Source organism: Pseudomonas putida, from assembly GCF_028682395.1.
GTDB lineage: Bacteria > Pseudomonadota > Gammaproteobacteria > Pseudomonadales > Pseudomonadaceae > Aquipseudomonas > Aquipseudomonas putida_AB.
Genome location: NZ_JANHLC010000007.1, coordinates 133,748 through 151,722 on the forward strand (window position 1 = coordinate 133,748; position 17,975 = coordinate 151,722).

At 61.6% G+C, this 17,975-nt stretch carries 16 protein-coding genes; 9 read left to right on the forward strand and 7 right to left on the reverse strand.

Going from position 1 to position 17,975, the window contains the following annotated elements; all coding sequences use genetic code 11:
- Positions 1-7: 7 nt before the first annotated feature.
- The 3 genes from NPS46_RS17480 to NPS46_RS17490 form a co-directional block, all read right to left on the reverse strand.
- The gene (locus NPS46_RS17480) at positions 8-1,174 is read right to left on the reverse strand and encodes a hypothetical protein (RefSeq protein WP_274109277.1); all 1,167 of its coding nucleotides are present in this window, start codon (positions 1,172-1,174) and stop codon (positions 8-10) included.
- Positions 1,171-3,264, reverse strand: coding sequence for a tetratricopeptide repeat-containing sulfotransferase family protein (locus NPS46_RS17485; RefSeq protein ID WP_274109279.1), 2,094 nt, complete (start codon positions 3,262-3,264; stop codon positions 1,171-1,173). Before NPS46_RS17485 ends, NPS46_RS17480 begins: the two co-directional genes overlap by 4 nt.
- A 92-nt stretch (positions 3,265-3,356) precedes the next feature.
- A complete protein-coding gene (locus NPS46_RS17490; RefSeq protein ID WP_274109281.1) occupies positions 3,357-3,593 on the reverse strand; it encodes a hypothetical protein in 237 nt (78 codons plus the stop codon).
- 423 nt (positions 3,594-4,016) lie between these two features.
- Between NPS46_RS17490 and NPS46_RS17495 the strand changes: the two genes are divergently transcribed.
- Positions 4,017-6,221 (forward strand): OsmC domain/YcaO domain-containing protein, encoded by a 2,205-nt coding sequence (locus NPS46_RS17495; protein WP_274109283.1) that lies wholly within the window; start codon positions 4,017-4,019, stop codon positions 6,219-6,221.
- On the opposite strand, the gene NPS46_RS17500 is transcribed toward NPS46_RS17495, so the two are convergent.
- Both NPS46_RS17500 and NPS46_RS17505 read right to left on the reverse strand, forming a co-directional pair.
- Positions 6,218-6,718, reverse strand: coding sequence for a GNAT family N-acetyltransferase (locus NPS46_RS17500; protein WP_274109285.1), 501 nt, complete (start codon positions 6,716-6,718; stop codon positions 6,218-6,220). The two genes, NPS46_RS17495 and NPS46_RS17500, sit on opposite strands and share 4 nt — an antisense overlap.
- Before the next feature lie 49 nt (positions 6,719-6,767).
- Complete coding sequence (locus NPS46_RS17505) at positions 6,768-7,676, reverse strand: LysR family transcriptional regulator (RefSeq protein WP_274109287.1); 909 nt, start codon at positions 7,674-7,676, stop codon at positions 6,768-6,770.
- Positions 7,677-7,790: 114 nt separating this feature from the next.
- On the opposite strand from NPS46_RS17505, the gene NPS46_RS17510 reads away from it, so the two are divergent.
- Positions 7,791-8,219 (forward strand): VOC family protein, encoded by a 429-nt coding sequence (locus tag NPS46_RS17510; RefSeq protein ID WP_274109289.1) that lies wholly within the window; start codon positions 7,791-7,793, stop codon positions 8,217-8,219.
- Positions 8,216-8,803: a glutathione S-transferase family protein gene (locus tag NPS46_RS17515; protein WP_274109291.1), complete on the forward strand. Its 588-nt coding sequence runs from the start codon at positions 8,216-8,218 to the stop codon at positions 8,801-8,803. Before NPS46_RS17510 ends, NPS46_RS17515 begins: the two co-directional genes overlap by 4 nt.
- Before the next feature lie 135 nt (positions 8,804-8,938).
- Here NPS46_RS17515 and NPS46_RS17520 read toward each other — a convergent pair whose 3' ends face one another.
- A complete protein-coding gene (locus NPS46_RS17520; protein WP_274109293.1) occupies positions 8,939-9,544 on the reverse strand; it encodes a LysE family translocator in 606 nt (201 codons plus the stop codon).
- A 121-nt stretch (positions 9,545-9,665) separates the two neighbouring features.
- Between NPS46_RS17520 and NPS46_RS17525 the strand changes: the two genes are divergently transcribed.
- From NPS46_RS17525 to dmeF, 3 genes are all read left to right on the forward strand, one after another.
- Entirely contained in the window at positions 9,666-10,535 is an 870-nt protein-coding gene (locus NPS46_RS17525; RefSeq protein ID WP_274109295.1) for a LysR family transcriptional regulator, read from the forward strand.
- 108 nt (positions 10,536-10,643) lie between these two features.
- The gene (locus NPS46_RS17530) at positions 10,644-10,919 is read left to right on the forward strand and encodes a metal/formaldehyde-sensitive transcriptional repressor (protein WP_274109297.1); all 276 of its coding nucleotides are present in this window, start codon (positions 10,644-10,646) and stop codon (positions 10,917-10,919) included.
- A 13-nt stretch (positions 10,920-10,932) separates the two neighbouring features.
- A complete protein-coding gene (gene dmeF, locus NPS46_RS17535) occupies positions 10,933-11,874 on the forward strand; it encodes a CDF family Co(II)/Ni(II) efflux transporter DmeF (protein ID WP_274109299.1) in 942 nt (313 codons plus the stop codon).
- Between the two features lie 72 nt (positions 11,875-11,946).
- Here the strand turns inward: dmeF and NPS46_RS17540 are convergent, their stop codons facing one another.
- A complete protein-coding gene (locus NPS46_RS17540) occupies positions 11,947-12,867 on the reverse strand; it encodes a LysR family transcriptional regulator (protein WP_274109301.1) in 921 nt (306 codons plus the stop codon).
- Between the two features lie 104 nt (positions 12,868-12,971).
- Between NPS46_RS17540 and metE the strand changes: the two genes are divergently transcribed.
- From metE to NPS46_RS17555, 3 genes are all read left to right on the forward strand, one after another.
- The gene (metE, locus tag NPS46_RS17545) at positions 12,972-15,260 is read left to right on the forward strand and encodes a 5-methyltetrahydropteroyltriglutamate--homocysteine S-methyltransferase (RefSeq protein ID WP_274109303.1); all 2,289 of its coding nucleotides are present in this window, start codon (positions 12,972-12,974) and stop codon (positions 15,258-15,260) included.
- A 255-nt stretch (positions 15,261-15,515) separates the two neighbouring features.
- Positions 15,516-17,174, forward strand: a complete 1,659-nt coding sequence (locus NPS46_RS17550; protein ID WP_274109305.1) for an AMP-binding protein — start codon at positions 15,516-15,518, stop codon at positions 17,172-17,174.
- Between the two features lie 27 nt (positions 17,175-17,201).
- Complete coding sequence (locus tag NPS46_RS17555; protein ID WP_274109307.1) at positions 17,202-17,969, forward strand: SDR family NAD(P)-dependent oxidoreductase; 768 nt, start codon at positions 17,202-17,204, stop codon at positions 17,967-17,969.
- The last annotated feature ends 6 nt before the right edge of the window (positions 17,970-17,975 follow it).

A 17,975-nucleotide genomic window follows, 5' to 3' on the forward strand; every position in this document is an offset into this window, starting at 1 on the left:
GGGCGCATCAAGCCTGGTCCTTCAACGCTTTCAATGCCAAGGCAACATTTTGTATGACGGCTTGCCATTGCCCATAAGCAGGTTGGCGGAACAAGCGCAGGCTGGGATACCACGGCGAGTCGTCGCGCTGTAGTAGCCAGCGCCAGCAAGGCATGAAAGGCAGTAAAACCCAAGCTGGGCGGCCAAGCGCCCCGGCCAAATGGACCGGCGAGGAATCCACCGAAATGAGCGTGTCGATTAAGCTCAGAATGGCGGCGGTGTCATCAAAATCTTGGATTTCATCGCTCAGAGACAGCAGCGACATTCCCGGTGGCGGTGTGGCAGCTTGTTCTGCTGCGGGGCCCTTTTGCAATGCCAAGAAGGTAATGCCCTCTTGCGCCAGCGGCGCAAGATCGGCAAGCGTCATCGAGCGGCGTTTGTCGTTGCCGTTTTCAGGTCTGCCAGCCCAGACCAAACCTACCAATGGGCGCGGTAGGTCGGCCAAACGTGCCCGCCATTTTTCCAGTCGCTCTGGAGCGGCAAACAGGTAGGGCATCTTTCCCGGCAGTTGCTCCAGCTGCAAACCGAGTGCTGCCGGCAGGCTCATAAGTGCGCAATGGAAGTCGAAGGGCGGCAGGAGTGTGCCTTGTTCCAGCAGATGATCATGGCCAAGAAGCCTGCGGGCTAGGTGATAACACTCAGGATTCACTTCCAGAATAATCTGTGCGCCGCTTTGCTGGCGCGCGCGCTCTACCAGCCGCAAGAACTGAAAGGTGTCCCCAAAACCTTGCTCGCTATGTATCAGCAGGGTCTTACCTTCTATTTGCTGGCCTTCCCAGCGCGGCTTTTGGATATGGCGTTCGAGCATGCGGGTGTGCTCAAGCCGGTAGCGGAAGCGGTATTCGCTCCAACCCCGGGTGAATTCTCCCTGTAGCAACAGCATCTCGGAGAGATCGAAGCGCGCGCCTAAGTCGCCTGGCGTGGCCTGAGCGATCATGTCCAGCACCTGCGTCGCCTCAAGGATTTTTCCTTGCTGGCGGAACGCAACATACAACTGGCGCCACAACGGAATGGGCCCCGAGCCGAAGGCCATTGCCTGGCGTAACATTACTTCGGCCTCGGGCCAGCGTTCGGCTTGCAAGAGCAGGTTAACTTGCTGGTGAATGGCTTCGAGATCTTGGGTGGCTGGGTTCATACCTGCTCCATGCCCAGTTCGATCAATAAGGGAGCGAGGTGCGCTGCGTGCTGGTGCCAGCGGCCTTTAGATGAGGTGTAGATTGGCTGGCGCACCTGAGCGACGCTGGCTGTGCGTATCATGCGGCGGGTTTCGTGGAAGGCTAGGCAGGCGTCGTTCCAAGGCAAGTCGATGAAGTCGATCAGCCGCCGTGCTTGGCCTTCAAGGTCGTCCACCACCGTTTCATAGTCAACCTCGATAAACTGATCCGGCGGCAGTATTGGGCGTAGCTGCGCCATCAGCATCTGATAGTCACGGTAGAACTGGACCAGCTCATCCAGCTGATAAGCAAATAACTGTTCGCCGGCAAAATGCTTGCTGTAGCAAGACAAGCACGTATCAATCGGATCGCGGCGGCAGTGGATTATGCGTGCGCCGGGCAACAACAGGGGAATCAATCCGGCATAGAGGAAGTTTCCCGGTAGCTTGTCAATGACCCGCAAGGCATTCGGTGCTAAACGATTGATCCGCTCAAGGTAATCACTGGCGACTTGCGCAAGGTTGCTATTGCTCCAGTTCGCGAGGTCATAGGGGAAACTGCCCGCACGCGTCACTGCTTGGTTAAGTGCTTGTAACTCCCCGGCGCCATAAACGTCGGGATGTGAGGCTAAAATCTGTTCAATCAATGTGGTGCCAGAGCGTGGCATGCCGATAACGAAGATCGGTCGTTGAGAGGCCACCCCCGCACCCTTGAACCGATCCATCACGGCAGGGGTGAAAGTCGCGGCAATATCCCGCATCCATGTACTGGTTTGTGCTGCATCGTAACTGAGCGAAGCCCGCTTAAGCGCATTGCCACGGTTCAGATGGGCAAAAGCGCGATCCGAATCACCACTATCCAGATACGCTTTGCCAAGCGAGAAGTGCAGCATTATTTGTTCAGCCGACGGTAGTGTAGGTTCGCCCGCCAACCCAGCTTCCATGATTGCAATATCGGGGTCTGCTGCTTGATAGAATTTGCTGTCGCCCCGGGAAGCAATCACCCGAAGCGAGCCAGGAAAGCGCGCCAATGCTTGCTCAAAAGCAGCCGTTGCGGCGTCCTTATCACCGATTTCCAAGAGTAAAATGGCGCGTGCAACCAAGGCCTCCTCGGCGACCGTGCCGGGTAACTCGGCTGCTCGCAGGTACGCTTGCTCGGCCTCTGCATGCTGCCCTAACGCATGCAATGCGCTGCCCAGCGTCTTATGTGTATTGGCGCTGTCTGGGGCAATGGCCAAGGCCTGGCGGGCACAGGTGACGGCTTCCTGATAACGCTGACTGACTACCATTAGATGAGCTTGTGCCGTGAGCGCGCCGACATGCTGTGGCGAAAATCCCAAGATTGAATTGACCCAGTGCTGGGCATCGGCATAACGCATGCGTGACAACTCGATCTGAGCCAGGTTCAAGTAGGCATCTGCCAGTTGTGGGTTGAGATCGATCGCTCGCTTGGCAGAAGCCACCGCTTCATCAATTTGGCCCAAGTCGTTGAGCAGAACCGCGAGATTGCTGTGCACCACAGCGTAGTCTGGACGCAACTCTAAAGCGCGTTGATAGCTATGTTTAGCGTTGCTCAGATCCCCCAAGAGCTTGTAGGTGTTGGCCAGATTGTTGTGCGCCTCAGCATTGTCCGGCTGCAAGGATGTCACGCAGTTAAGGCACTCTAGGCTGGCGTCGAATTTTCCGGCCTCTTGCAAGATAATCCCTAGATTGGTCCATGCTGCAACAAATGTTGGGTCTTGCTCTATGGCTCGTCGCGCGGCTTGTTCGGCGTTGATCAACAAACCTTTTTGCCGGTAAAGCTCGGCCAAATTGCTATGAATGGCTGCCGGCGCATCAGGTGACTGGCTGGCTTTATGTATATAGTCGAGCGCTGTATCCAGCTTGCCGTAGGCAAGCATCATCATCCCTAAAAGGTTCAGGGCATCCGCTTGTAAGGGCGCCACTTGCAGTATTCGTAAGCAGAGCTGTTCTGCCTGGGGCGCTTGCCCAGCATGCCAATGAGCATTGGCCTGCTCTAAGGCTTGAGCAATCGTCAGTGGTTGCGAAAAAAGTTGGTGGTTATTGCTCAAGATGCGCCCCGTAAATAAAATTCAAGTTACTCACAGACTTCAATTTTTTGCCTGCACCTAAAGAGGTGCGATAGGCCTCAACACTACACACTTCAACTGCGAGCAGGAACTGGGTCGAGCGCCATGATTGATTCAATCGTGGCTTGCGCCTGCGCGTTGCCGTACTCGACTTTGCGCTTGGCCTTAATAGACAGGCTGAATTTGCTTCGTGCGCAATAAATGCTGTGTCGCTCGGTGAGCTGCCAGATTATCTCTCGTTTTTCGCGACGGATTTGCTTGGGCTGGTCGGTGTATTCAACCCGGCACCCCAAAATCCGTCCGCTCGACATGCACGCCCTCCGCATACCGGCGCTGTATCTGGATCAACGCATCGCTTCTTGCGCCCTACACCTGCACCCAACAGCACCTGGTGCGGCGCGCAATCTGGTGGGAATCCTCGATTGTGCGGTGGAACCTCGGGATATCACCCATATCCACGAGGCCATTGAGCTGTTCGATATATTGCGGGGGTAGGGCGATAGGGCGTTGCTGCTCGATGCCCGGCCTTGAGGGTCAAGGCCGCAGGCGGGCGGTGTTATGAAATGGCTCAGGCGAAGCCCCGCAGCTTCGCCTTTTTTCTGCTATTCGGCGCATGGATACCGACCTTTGTCGGGCCGGTCGGCGGTGAGGGCCGATAAGCACAAGACTTCCCAGTCGAAAAAAACAGATAATGGCCGCCAAATCGTATGGCTCGTTATTTATGGTAATTCCGCATGGAAATTAAGGTCAATTTTCTCGATAACCTTCGACTTGAAGCCAAGTTCGATGATTTCACGGTGATCGCTGATCAGCCGATCCGCTACAAGGGCGATGGCTCGGCGCCGGGGCCTTTCGATTATTTTCTGGCTTCGTCGGCCTTGTGTGCCGCCTACTTTGTGAAGCTGTACTGCGATACCCGCAGTATCCCCACCGAGAATATTCGCCTTTCGCAGAACAATATTGTCGACCCGGAAAACCGCTACAACCAGATTTTCAAGATTCAGGTCGAGTTGCCGGCGGATATTTCCGCCAAGGACCGCCAGGGCATTCTGCGTTCCATTGATCGCTGCACGGTGAAGAAGGTGGTGCAGACCGGGCCCGAGTTCATCATCGAGGAAGTCGACAATCTCGACGCCGATGCCCAGGCATTGTTGATGCCCCATGCTGAGGCAGGGGCGGGCACTTTTATCGCTGGCAAGGACCTGCCGCTGGAGCAGACCATCGCCAATATGTCGGCGATCATGGCCGGGCTGGGGATGAAGATCGAGATCGCCTCGTGGCGCAATATCGTGCCCAATGTCTGGTCGCTTCATATCCGCGATGCCCATTCGCCCATGTGCTTTACCAATGGCAAGGGCGCGACCAAGGAAGGCGCGCTGGCGTCGGCCTTGGGCGAGTTTATCGAGCGGCTCAACTGCAACTTCTTCTACAACGATCAGTTCTGGGGCGAGGAGATCGCCAACGCGGCCTTTGTCCATTACCCCAATGAGCGCTGGTTCCAGCCGGGGCGCAAGGATGAGTTGCCGGGCGAGATACTCGATGCCTATTGCCTGAAGATCTACAACCGCGACGGCGAGCTGCGCGGCTCCCATCTGTACGACACCAACTCGGGCAATATCGAGCGCGGTATCTGCTCGCTGCCTTATGTGCGCCAGTCCGACGGCGAGGTGGTGTATTTTCCCTCCAACCTGGTCGAGAACCTGTTCCTCAGCAATGGCATGAGCGCCGGCAATACCCTGGCCGAAGCCCAGGTGCAGTGCCTGTCGGAGATTTTCGAGCGGGCGGTCAAGCGCGAGATTATCGAAGGCGAAATGGCCCTGCCGGATGTGCCGGCAGCAGTGCTGGCCAAGTACCCGGGGATCCTGGCCGGTATCCAGGCGCTGGAAGAGCAGGGCTTCCCGGTGCTGGTCAAGGATGCATCCCTGGGCGGTGAGTTCCCGGTGATGTGCGTGACCCTGATGAACCCGCGTACCGGTGGGGTCTTCGCCTCATTTGGCGCGCACCCAAGCCTGGAAGTGGCGCTGGAGCGCAGCCTGACGGAGTTGCTCCAGGGCCGCAGTTTCGAGGGCCTGAACGACCTGCCGCAGCCGACCTTCGAAGGCCATGCGGTGACCGAGCCGAATAACTTTGTCGAGCACTTTATCGATTCGAGTGGCGTGGTCTCGTGGCGCTTTTTCTGTGCCAAGTCGGACTATGAATTTGTCGAGTGGGACTTCTCCGGCCAGGGCGAAGACTCCAATGCCGAGGAGGCCGCGACGCTGTTCGGCATTCTCGAAGGCATGGGCAAAGAAGCCTATATGGCGGTGTACGAGCATCTGGGCGCGCCGGCCTGCCGCATCCTGGTGCCGGGTTATTCGGAAATCTACCCGCTGGACGACCTGATCTGGGACAACACCAACAAGGCCCTGTTCTTCCGTGAAGATATTCTCAATCTGCACAGCCTGGACAAGGCCGGCCTCAAGGCCCTGGTCAAGCGCCTGGAAGAAAGCGAGCTGGATGATTACACCGATATCAAGACGCTGATCGGCATTGAGTTCGACGACAACACCGCCTGGGGCCAGTTGACGATTCTGGAACTCAAGTTGCTGATCTACCTAGTCCTGCGTCAGTTCGAGGAGGCCAAGGAGGCGGTGGAGATGTTCTTGCAGTACAACGACAACACGGTCGAGCGCGGGCTGTTCTACCAGGCCGTCAATGTGGTGCTGGAAATGCAGTTGGACGAGGACCTGGTGTTGGAAGACTACGAGGCCAACTTCCGCCGAATGTTTGGCAATGAGCGAATGGACGCGGCGATTGGCTCGGTGCTCGGCGATGTGCGTTTCCATGGCTTGACGCCGACCAGCCTGCAACTGGAAGGCCTTGACCGGCATCTGCGCCTGATCGACAGCTACAAGAAACTGCACGCGGCACGGGCCAAGGTGGCGGGTTTGCCGGGCTAGGCAGATGGCCCCTGGCACCGTGGGTGCTGGGGGCCAGGTGGATAACGCAGCAACACCTTTTCCATGATGATCGTGCGTTCGGCGCCATGGAACTCATCACGAACTACGTCGTAGCCCAGTGCGGCATAAAACCCCTGGGCCGTCAGCGACGACGGCACGCGCAAGCGGTCGCAGCCCTGGTCGAGCGCGATGCGCTGGAGGTGCGCCATCAGTTGCTTGCCGATACCCAGGCCTTGCTGGCTGGGTTCGACAAACACGCTGCGCACCACGTCCTGGTCCAGGCTGGCCGTTGCCAGCACCTGGCCTGCGCCTATCGCCACGAAGACCTGACGCTGGGCCAGCCGTTGCAGGATGGCCTCGGGTGAGAAGTTGCGCGCTACTTGCGCGATGATCTCGGCCGAGTAGTCTTGGGCGTTGGATTGGCGCAGGGCGTTGATCACCACCCGGCTGATGGCCACGGCATCCTCGGGGGTGGCGGGTCGAATCAGATAGGGCATTGGTTGCGTTCCTTGTGCTGTGCCGACCCGGTCTCGGCGGCGCGGTCGCCTAGCGCTCGCGGGTCGCGGGATTGGGAATACGTTGCTCCAGCAGGGGGCTGGCCCATTCGACAAAGGCGCGCACCCGGGGTGACAGGTGCAGGGCATGGGGGGAGACCAGTTGGACCGGCAGGTCGAGGGGCTCGTAGTCCGTCAGTAGCCGGATCAAGCGCCCGTCGGCCAGTTCGTCCGCCACCTGGTAATGCATCAGGCGGGTAATGCCCACGCCCTGGACGCACGCCAGGCTGGCGCTGCGCACCTGGTTACAGACCAGTCGCGGGCTGATCTCCTCGGCCCGTTCCTTTTCCGGGTAGCGGTAGTACCACTGCCGCCCCAGGGAGGCGATCGTGATGCAGCCGTGCTCATGCAGCGCGCCCGGCTGCTCGATGGCCGGGGCGTCGCGCAGATATTCGGGGCTGGCGCAGGTGACCAGGCGGGTGACGCCGACCTGGCGCGCGACCAGGTTTGAGTCGGGCAGGTGGCCGATACGCAGGGCCAGGTCCAGGCGCTCATCGAGCAAGGGGACGATCTGGTCATGCAGGATCAACTCGACGCGCATTTGCCCATGGGCCTTGAGAAAGGCATTGACGATGGGCGCCATATGGCGCTGCCCGAACTCTACCGGGGCGGTGATGCGTAGCAGGCCGTGCATCTGCTCATCACTGGCTTGCAGGCGCTGCTCCATCTCATCGAAATCGGCCAGCATGCGCCGGCACCAGGCCAGGTATTCGCTGCCCTCATCGGTCAAGGCCATGCGCCGGGTGCTGCGGTTCAGCAGTCGCACGCCCAGATGGCGTTCCAGGGCCGCCAGCGAGCGCACCAGCGATGCCACCGATTGCCCGCTGCTCTCGGCGGCGGCACTGAGGCTACCGCTGTCGACGATCCGAACGAAGTTGGCCATGGCCTTGAGTCTGTCCATTGTCACCCTGGGATTTGTGCGATTGCTGCATAGGTCTTGTCAGGTTTGCGCCATAGGTCAACGCCGACGGTTCAGGGACACTGTGGCCACTGCCGTTACTTGGAGCAATCCCCCATGAGCCTATTCCCTAACCCTGCACGGATTCTTGCCTACGACCATATCGGCATCCGGGTCAGCGACCAGGCTCGCGCCTTGGCGTTCTACCAGGCGCTGGGCTTTCGCGAGAGTGCGCGTTTTGCCCGCCATGAAGCCAACGAGATGCTGAGCCCGGATGGCGTACGGATCAACCTGATCTTCAATGGCGCCCGCCGGCCGCACGCGCACAATGTGCTGCTCGATGCGCCGGTCAAGCTGCCGGGGATGACGCACCCGGCGTTTATTGTCGATGATCTGCCGGCCTTCGCACATTGGCTGGACGCACAGGGCATCGCGATTACCGAAGGGCCCCATGCCATCGGCCCACGCAGGATTGCGCTGTTTATCCGCGATCCGGATGGCAATGTTCTTGAATTCAATCAACTGGTCGAGGGAGAAGGGCGATGAAACTGTACGATTTGCTGCCATCGGGCAACTGCTACAAGGTAAGGCTGTTTGCCGCGCTGGCCAATATCGAGCTGGAGGTGGAGGCCGTGGATTTTCTGGGCGGTGCCCATAAGCAGCCACCGCTGCTGACGCTCAACCCGCTGGGCCAGTTACCGATTCTGGAAGATGGTCAGGTGGTGCTGCGTGACTCCCAGGCCATTCTGGTGTACCTGGCCGGTGAGTACGGTGGCCTGGCGTGGTGGCCGGCCGAGGCCCTGGGCCAGGCGCAGATTGTCCAGTGGCTGTCGTTTGCCGCCAATGAAGTCCAGCACAGCCTGAGTGCGGCGCGCCTGGTGCAGAAGTTCGGTTATGCCCTGAACCAGGCCGAGGCACTGGCCAAGGCGCCCGGGGTGCTGGGCATCCTGGACCGGCATCTGGCCCAGCACGACTGGCTGGCGATCGGCCGCCCGACCATCGCCGATTGCGCGGTCTACCCCTATGTGGTGCTCGCCCCGGAAGGCGGTGTGGACCTGACGCCCTATGCGCATGTGGCACGCTGGGTGAAGCGGATCGAGGCGTTGCCCGGGTATCTGCCCAAGCCTTGAGTGCGGGTGAACGCCGGCGTGTCGCCGCCTGGCGGCTACGTTTCAAGCGCGTAGCCGCCTACGGCAGTGCCTAGGGAGGATTTTTTCGCGGGTCTTGTGCCGCCAGGCCCTCACTCAGAGGCGCTGCCCCGATCACTAGCGAATCGGCAGCAGCGCGCCAAAGGCGACGAAAAAACCGCCGCAGACGCGATTGAAGCGTCGGCCCGTGCGCGCCAGCCAGGGGCGCACGCGGTTGGCGGCGCTGGCCACCCCAAACTCCACCGCAAACTCGACCACGGCATAGGTCAGCGTCATGACCAGGGTCTGGAGCCACAGGTTCTGGTGCGGATCGATAAAGGGTGTGATGAACGCGGTGAAGAGCAGCAGCGCCTTGGGGTTGGAAATGGCGGACAGCAGGCCCTGGCGAAACAGCGACCAGTCGTTGGAGCTGGAAAGGTCGCCCAGGGCCAGGGTCACCGGTTCTGCTCGCCACAGATTGATGCCGAGCCAGATCAGGTAGAGCCCGCCGACGATCTTCAGCGCCGTCAGCCAGACCAGCGAGGTTTTCAGCAGAGCGCCCAGGCCGAGCACGCACAGCGCGATCATGGCGATAAAGCCCAGCACGCCGCCGCTAATCGTGAACAGGGTCTTGCGGTTGCCATGCAACGCACCGTGGGTCAGTACGAGCAGCGCATTGGGGCCGGGCACGACAGCGATGCCAAAGCAGGTCAGCAGATACAGCAGCCAGATTTCGAATGGCATGGGGTCTCCAGAATAAACGCTGCCCGTGGCGCGCCGATGGATCATGCAAAGTCTGGGACTGGACGAAAAGCGCAGATTATGGCAATCAGCTATTTGTTTTTCGAATAATGGAGTGGCATCGATGTCGCCTCGCGATTTACAGATCGATTGGCTTAAGTGCTTTGTCGCCGTGGTTGATACCGGCTCGTTGTCCAATGCCGCCAGTGAGGTGCACCGGTCGCAATCGGCGGTCAGCATGCAGCTCAAGAAACTCGAAGCGGCGCTCGGCCGGCAGGTGCTGAGCCGCGGCCCACGGCACCTGCACTTGACCGAGGAGGGGCAAACGCTGCTCGGCTATGCGCGGCGCCTGCTGGCGTTGCATGCCGAAACGCAGGCCGCGTTTTGGGGGGAGGGGTTGACCGGGCGAATCCGTCTGGGCGTCGCGGAAGACTATGTGGCGCACTATCTGACCCCGGTGTTGAAGCGGTTTGCCCCGCGTCATGGCGGCGTTGAAATCGAGCTGACCTGCGAGCAGTCCACCACACTGATTCCACGGGTGCTCAGCGGTGACCTGGACCTGGCGCTGGTGTCGCGGGACAACCCCCGTCGTGGCGCTTTTCTGTTCCAGGAGCCCATGGTCTGGGTCGGGTCTGCGCAGTTCGATCTATGGCGGCGCGACCCCTTGCCAATTGCCGTCTACGAGGCGGCCAGCCTGGCCCGGCGCTGCGCCGTCAACAGCCTGGCCCTGCAAGGGCGGCGCTACACGGTGGTGTACAACAGTTCGAGCCTGGCCGGGCAGATCGCCGCCGTCGAGAGCGGCATCGCCGTGGCCGTGCTGACCCGTTGCACCGTGCCGCCTCACTTGCAGATTCTGGGGCGTGAACAGGATCTGGGGCCCTTGGACTCCATGGATGTGGCGGTCTATCGCAGCAAGGCGTCGCAGGGCTCCAAGGCGGTGGATAGCCTGAGAAACTTCCTGATCCGCGCGCTGGCCTCGTCGGCGGGGGCGTGAGTCAGCGGATTGTTCCGCGCGCAAGGCCAAGCGTATTGGTCACTCACCCGGCTTGTATAGGTATAGGGGGTATGCCTATCATGGCGTCTCTATAGGGGGGGGTATACCATGAGCCATATTGCGGCCAACAAAGATGATCTTCTCAAGCGGGTCAAACGTATTGCCGGGCAGATCCAGGCCGTTGAACGTGCCCTGGAGTCCGATAGCGATTGCGCCAAGACGCTGCACCTGGTGGCGGCCACTCGCGGGGCCATCAATGGGCTGATGGAGGAAATCATCGAGGAGCATGCCCGTGAACACGTCGCGAACCCGGCGCTCAGCGCAGAGGCGCGTAACAAGGGCGTGGAAGAGCTGCTTGAAGCCATTCGCCGTTATTCCAAGTGACAGGTGCCCCGCCATGAATCACGCCCCGATCAGCCATGCACACGTACACGACCACGTCTTTCTCGGCGCAGCGCACGAGGAAAATGCCCGGCGCACCCTGTGGGTCGTGGCACTCACGGTGGTGATGATGGTGGGCGAGATCGCCGCCGGCTACATCACCGGCTCGATGGCCCTACTGGCCGATGGATTCCATATGGCGACCCATGCCGGCGCCCTGGGTATCGCGGCGGCGGCCTATGGCTACGCCAGGCGCCATGCCACCAGCCAGCGCTACAGCTTCGGCACCGGCAAGGTAGGGGACCTGGGCGGGTTTGCCTCTGCGCTTATCCTGGGCCTGGTGGCCCTGGCCATCGGCGTCGAGTCGGTGATGCGCCTGCTGCAGCCGAGCGCAGTGCAATTCGGCACCGCCACGTTGATCGCCGTGGTCGGCTTGCTCGTCAATATCATCAGCGCCGTGCTGCTGGGCCATGGGCACAGTCACCGCCACGCTGATCAGCATGATCAACACGGTCATAGTCATGCCCATGCCCAGCATGGCAGCGATAACAACCTGAGGTCGGCCTATGTCCATGTGATCGCAGACGCGCTGACCTCCGTACTGGCCATTGTGGCTTTGCTGGCGGGCCGTTACCTGGGATGGGTCTGGCTGGACCCAGTCATGGGGATTGTCGGGGCCGTGGTCATTGCGCGTTGGGCGTGGAGCCTGCTGCGGGTGACCTCGGGGGTGCTGCTGGATCAAACGGATGAGCACGTTGCCGGGGAAATCCGCGAGTTGGTCGAGACGCCAGGCGATGCGACCATCACCGACTTGCATGTCTGGCGGGTCGGTCCGCAGGCGCATGCGGCGATTGTCAGTGTGATCGGTAGCGCCTCGGCGAGCGCCGAGAGCATCCGTGAGCGGCTTAAGCCGGTTCATGAAATCAGCCATCTGACGGTCGAATTCCGCCCGACGTAGCTGATCTGGCGAGGCCCGGCAGCGGCCCAGTGCTGCAATAGGGCTGGGTCTAAAGCATCGGTGCGCAGCGGCTTAGTCGCGCGCGCTGCTGACGCCTTCCAGCGTGGTAAACGAGGTGTCCTTGGCCGTCAGCAGAAAATCCTTCATGTAGGGCGTGTCGAGCATATCGCTGCGCACCGCTGCATACAGGGTCGCGAACAGGCCTTTGTCGCCCAGGCGGCGGGCGGTGACATAGCCGCGCGAGCTGTATTCATGAAGCGCCCAGTTGGGCAGGCAACATACCCCACGGCCCGAGGCCACCCATTGCATCATCATCACGGTCAGTTCCGAGGTGCGGATCTGTGCCGGTTCGATATCCGCCGGGTCGAGAAAACGGCTGAAGATATCCAGCCGATTGCGCTCTACCGGGTAGGTGATCAGTGTCAGGGGCTGCAGGTCGATGGGGTTGATCACGCTCTGGGCGGCCAGGGCATGCTGGTTGTCTATCGCCAGCAGGGCTTCATAGGTGAACAGCGGGACATAGGTGATGCCGCTGATGGGCAGCGGGTCGGAGCTCACCACCAGGTCCAGGCTGCCACGCGCCAGGGCGGGCAGGGGGTCGAAGGAGAAGCCCGAGGCCAGGTCCAGTTCCACTTCCGGCCAGGCGCTGCGAAATTCGTCGATGGTCGGCATCAACCACTGAAAGCAGCTGTGGCATTCAATGGCCATGTGCAGGCGACCCGCCGTGCCGCCCGCCAGCCGGCCGAAATCGCGCTCGGCTTCACGCAGCAGCGGCAGCACGTCATCCGCCAGCTTGAGCATGCGCAGGCCCGCGCTGGTAAAGCGCATGGGTTTGGATTTACGCATGAAGAGGGTCATGCCCAAGCGCTCTTCCAGCTCCTTGAGCTGGTGGGAGATGGCCGACTGGGTCAGGTGCAGACGTTCGGCGGTCTCGACCAGGCTGCTGGTGTCGCGCATGGCCTGCACGGTTTTGAGGTGACGAATATCGATCATGTTTAATGAAAGAAACTTGTGTTGATCAGGAGGAAAATGAGTTTGTCTCACTATGGAGCAAATGTCGACAATGGCCGCCATCAAACACATTGGAGTTATTTGTCATGGCTTTGGCCCATTCCCTAGGATTTCCGCGCATTGGTCGCGACCGCGAACTGAAGAAGGCCCAGGAAGCGTTCTGGAAGGGCGAACTGAATGAAGCCGGCCTGCGCGCCGTCGGCGCCGAGCTGCGCAAGACCCACTGGGAGCTGCAGAAAAACGCCGGGATCGAGCTGCTGCCGGTCGGCGACTTTGCCTGGTACGACCAGGTGCTGACCCACTCGCTGATGTTCGGGGTGATCCCCGAGCGTTTCCGCCCGCACGATGGCAAGGCCACTCTGCAGACCCTGTTCGGCATGGCCCGTGGCGTCAGCGCCAGTTGCTGCGGCGGGGCCCACGCCCAGGAAATGACCAAGTGGTTCGACACCAACTACCACTACCTGGTCCCGGAATTCAGCGCCGACCAACAGTTCCAGCTGGGCTGGGAGCAGTTGTTCGAAGAGGTGGCCGAGGCCAAGGCCCTGGGGCATAACGTCAAGCCGGTGGTGATCGGGCCGCTGACCTATCTGTGGCTGGGCAAGGCCAAGGGCGGCGAGTTCGACAAACTGGACCTGCTGGAGCGCCTGCTGCCGCTCTATGGGCAGATCTTCCAGCGCCTGGCCGCCCAGGGTGTCGAGTGGGTGCAGATCGACGAGCCGATCCTGGTGCTCGACCTGCCCCAGGAGTGGCGGACCGCGTTTGAACGCGCCTATAACCATATCCAGCGCGAGCCGCTGAAAAAGTTGGTCGCCACCTACTTTGGCGGTTTGGAAGAGAACCTCGGCCTGGCCGCCAATCTGCCGGTCGATGGCCTGCATATCGACCTGGTGCGTGCGCCGGAGCAGTACCCGATCATTCTCGACCGCCTGCCGGCGTATAAAGTGCTGTCCCTGGGCGTGGTCAATGGCCGTAATGTCTGGCGCTGCGACCTGGAGAAGGCCCTGGCGACGTTGCAACATGCCAACGAGCGCCTGGGCGAGCGGCTGTGGGTCGCGCCGTCCTGCTCGCTGCTGCACAGCCCGGTGGACCTGGGCCGTGAAGACCAGCTCGATGCCGAGTTGAAAAGCTGGCTGGCTTTTGCCGTGCAAAAGTGCGAAGAAGTGGCGATCCTGGCCAAGGCCGTCAACCAACCGCAAGCGGCAGACTTACGCCAGGCCCTGGCGCAAAGCCGCGCCATACAGGCCAGCCGTGCGGCTTCGCCACGGATTCACAAGCCGGCCGTGCAGGCCCGCGTCGCCGCTGTGACCGCCGCCGACAGCCAGCGCCAGGCACCGTTTGCCCAGCGCATCGAAGCCCAGCGGGCGCGCCTGCAATTACCGGCTTTCCCAACGACCACCATCGGTTCGTTCCCGCAGACGGCGGCCATCCGCCTGGCGCGCCAGTCGTTCAAGCAGGGCAAGTTGAGCGAAGCCGAATACACCGAAGCCATGCACAGCGAAATCCGCCATGCGGTGCAGGTGCAGGAACGCCTGGGCCTGGATGTGCTGGTGCACGGCGAGGCCGAGCGCAATGACATGGTCGAGTACTTTGCTGAGCAGCTCGATGGCTATGTCTTCAGCCGTTTTGGCTGGGTCCAGAGCTACGGTTCGCGGTGCGTGAAGCCGGCGGTGATCTTTGGTGACCTGAGCCGTCCGAAAGCCATGACCGTGGCGTGGATCCGCTACGCCCAAGGCCTGACCGACAAGGTGATGAAGGGCATGCTGACCGGCCCGGTGACCATGCTGATGTGGTCCTTCCCCCGTGAAGACGTGAGCCGCGAAGTGCAGGCCCGGCAATTGGCCCTGGCCATTCGCGACGAAGTGCTGGACCTCGAAGCGGCCGGTATCAAGGTGGTGCAGATCGACGAAGCGGCATTTCGCGAGGGCCTGCCGTTGCGCCGCGCGCAGTGGCAGCACTACCTGGACTGGGCGACCGAAGTGTTCCGCCTGTGCGCCTCGGGCGTGCGCGATGAAACCCAGATCCACACCCATATGTGCTACAGCGAATTCAACGATGTGATCGAGTCCATCGCCGCGATGGATGCGGATGTGATCACCATCGAGACATCGCGTTCGGATATGGAGCTGCTGGACGCGTTCGAAGCCTTCGCCTACCCGAACGAGATCGGCCCGGGGGTCTACGATATCCACTCGCCACGCGTCCCGGATGCCTCGGAGATGGCCAACCTGCTGCGCAAGGCGGCCCAGCGTATTCCGGCCGAGCGGTTGTGGGTCAACCCGGACTGCGGCCTGAAAACCCGCGGCTGGCCTGAAACCGAAGCGGCGCTGGTGCATATGGTCAGTGCGGCCCGTCAGCTGCGCAAGGAGTTAGCGTAACGCCTTGCGGCCACTGGCCTGAACCGCCAGCCGCGGCCCTTTTCAGGGTGGCGGCTGGCTTTTTATTGAGCGCCACCGCCTTGGGGCGGCGCAACCGTTCAGCGGCGCGTGGGCGTACGGCCCTGGCGGCCAGTCTTGGCCAAAACAGTCAGCCATATTGAGGGCTTTGACCATTGCCCCAGAGCCCTCGCGCGGCGACCATCGAACTGATTTTTCTACGGTGCCTCCAACAATAAGAACCGAGGAATGAGGTCGATGCGCGATTATCTGACAGCCACTGCTCACTTCAATTATCAGCACACCGTCGAGGCAGCCCTGGCCGGCAGCCTGGCGGCGATGAATGCCTGCGTCGAATGCTGTGACCGCCACGCCTTACCCGGGCGCGTCGCGCTGTTTTGGGAGGGACGCGACGGCACGAGCGCGACCTGGACCTTCAGCGAACTGCAGGACAAGGCCGCACGCCTGGCCAACTTTTTCCAGGCCCAGGGCATTGGCCGGGGCGATCGGGTGGCTGGCCTGCTGCCGCGCAATGCCGAGTTGCTGATCACGGTGCTGGCCACCTGGCGGATCGGCGCTGTCTACCAACCGCTGTTTACCGCCTTCGGCCCCAAGGCCATCGAGCATCGGGTGAACAGCTCCGGGGCCAAGCTAGTGGTCACGGATGCGGTCAACCGGCCCAAGCTGGCCGAGGTCAACGACTGCCCGACCATCGTCACGGTCGGTGGCGCCAGGGGCCAGGGCATTGTCCGTGGTGACTTCAGCTTCTGGGCCGAACTGGAGCAGTACGACGCCGTGTGCGAGCCGCTGATGCTCACCGGCGAAGACCCGTTCCTGCTGATGTTCACCTCCGGCACCACCGGCCCGGCCAAGCCCCTGCAAGTGCCGCTCAAGGCCGTGGTCGCCTTTCAACGCTATACCGAAGACGCGGTGGACCTGCGCCCCGAAGATGCGTTCTGGAACCTGGCCGACCCGGGCTGGGCCTACGGGATTTACTTTGGTGTGACCGGCCCGCTGGGCCTGGGCCACCCGATCACTTTCTACGACGGTCCGTTCACCGTGGAAAGCACCTGCCGGGTGATCGAGAAATACCAGATTACCAACCTGACCGGCTCGCCCACCGCCTACCGGCTGTTGATCGCCGCCGGCGCGGCGTTCTCGCGCAAGGTCAAGGGCCGCCTGCGGGCGGTCAGCAGTGCGGGCGAGCCGTTGAACCCGGAGGTGATCCGCTGGTTCGCCGAAGAGCTGGATGTGACCATCCACGACCATTACGGCCAGACCGAACTGGGCATGGTGCTGTGCAATCACCATGGCCTGGCACATCCGGTCCACTTGGGCGCGGCCGGCTTTGCCTCGCCGGGTCACCGTATTGTGGTGCTGGATGAACATCATCAGGAACTCCCCGCCGGCCAGCCCGGCATCCTGGCGGTGGACCGGGCCCAGTCGCCCATGTGCTGGTTTGCCGGTTACCAGGGCTTTGCCACCAAGGCTTTTGTCGGCGACTACTACCTGAGCGGTGACACCGTGGAGCTGAACCCGGACGGTAGCATCAGCTTTGTCGGGCGCAGCGACGATGTGATTACCACCTCCGGCTATCGGGTCGGGCCGTTCGATGTGGAGAGCGCGTTGATCGAGCATCCGGCCGTGGTCGAGGCGGCGGTGGTCGGCAAGCCCGACCCGGAGCGCACCGAGCTGGTGAAGGCCTTTGTGGTGCTCAACGAGCAGTACCGCGCCGATCCGCAACTGGCCGAGGAGTTGCGCCAGCATGTGCGCAAGCGCCTGGCGGCTCATGCCTATCCGCGCGAAATCGAATTTGTCAGCGAGCTGCCCAAGACCCCGAGCGGCAAATTGCAGCGCTTTATCCTGCGCAACCAGGAAATTGCCAAGGCCCAGGCGGCACAGGCGACCACGGCTTAAGGCCAGGATACTTTCAGGAACAGTGCCATGAATATCGAACACAAGGTTTTTCTGGTCAGCGGCGCGGCCTCCGGGCTGGGCGCCGCGACCGCCGAGATGCTGGTGGCCGCCGGTGCCCGAGTGATGCTGGTGGACCTCAATGCCGAGGCCGTGGCGGCCCAGGCCGAGCGTCTGGGGCCACAGGCGCGCAGTGTGGTGGCCAATATTGTCGACGAACAGGCCGCCGAGGCGGCGGTCCAGGCGGCGGTCAAGGCGTGGGGGAGCCTGCACGGGCTGGTCAACTGCGCCGGGGTCGTGCGTGGGGAAAAGATCCTCGGCAAGCAAGGGCCCCATGGCCTGGACAGCTTTAGCCAGGTAATCAATGTCAATCTGCTCGGCAGTTTCAACCTGCTGCGTCTGGCGGCCGCCGCCATGGCCGAGACGGCGCCCAATGCCGATGGCGAGCGCGGCGTGATCATCAACACGGCCTCGGCGGCGGCCTTCGATGGCCAGATCGGCCAGGCCGCCTATGCGGCGTCCAAGGGGGCGATTGTCAGCCTGACTCTGCCGGCCGCCCGCGAATTGGCGCGCTTTGGCATCCGCGTGATGACGATTGCCCCGGGGATTTTCGAAACGCCGATGATGGCTGGGATGAGCGACGAGGTGCGCGCGTCCCTGGCCGCCGGTGTGCCGTTTCCGCCACGCCTGGGCAAGCCCGCCGAATACGCCGCGCTGGTGCGGCATATCATTGAAAACAGCATGCTCAACGGCGAGGTGATCCGTCTCGACGGTGCCTTGCGCATGGCCGCCAAATAAGAGGAC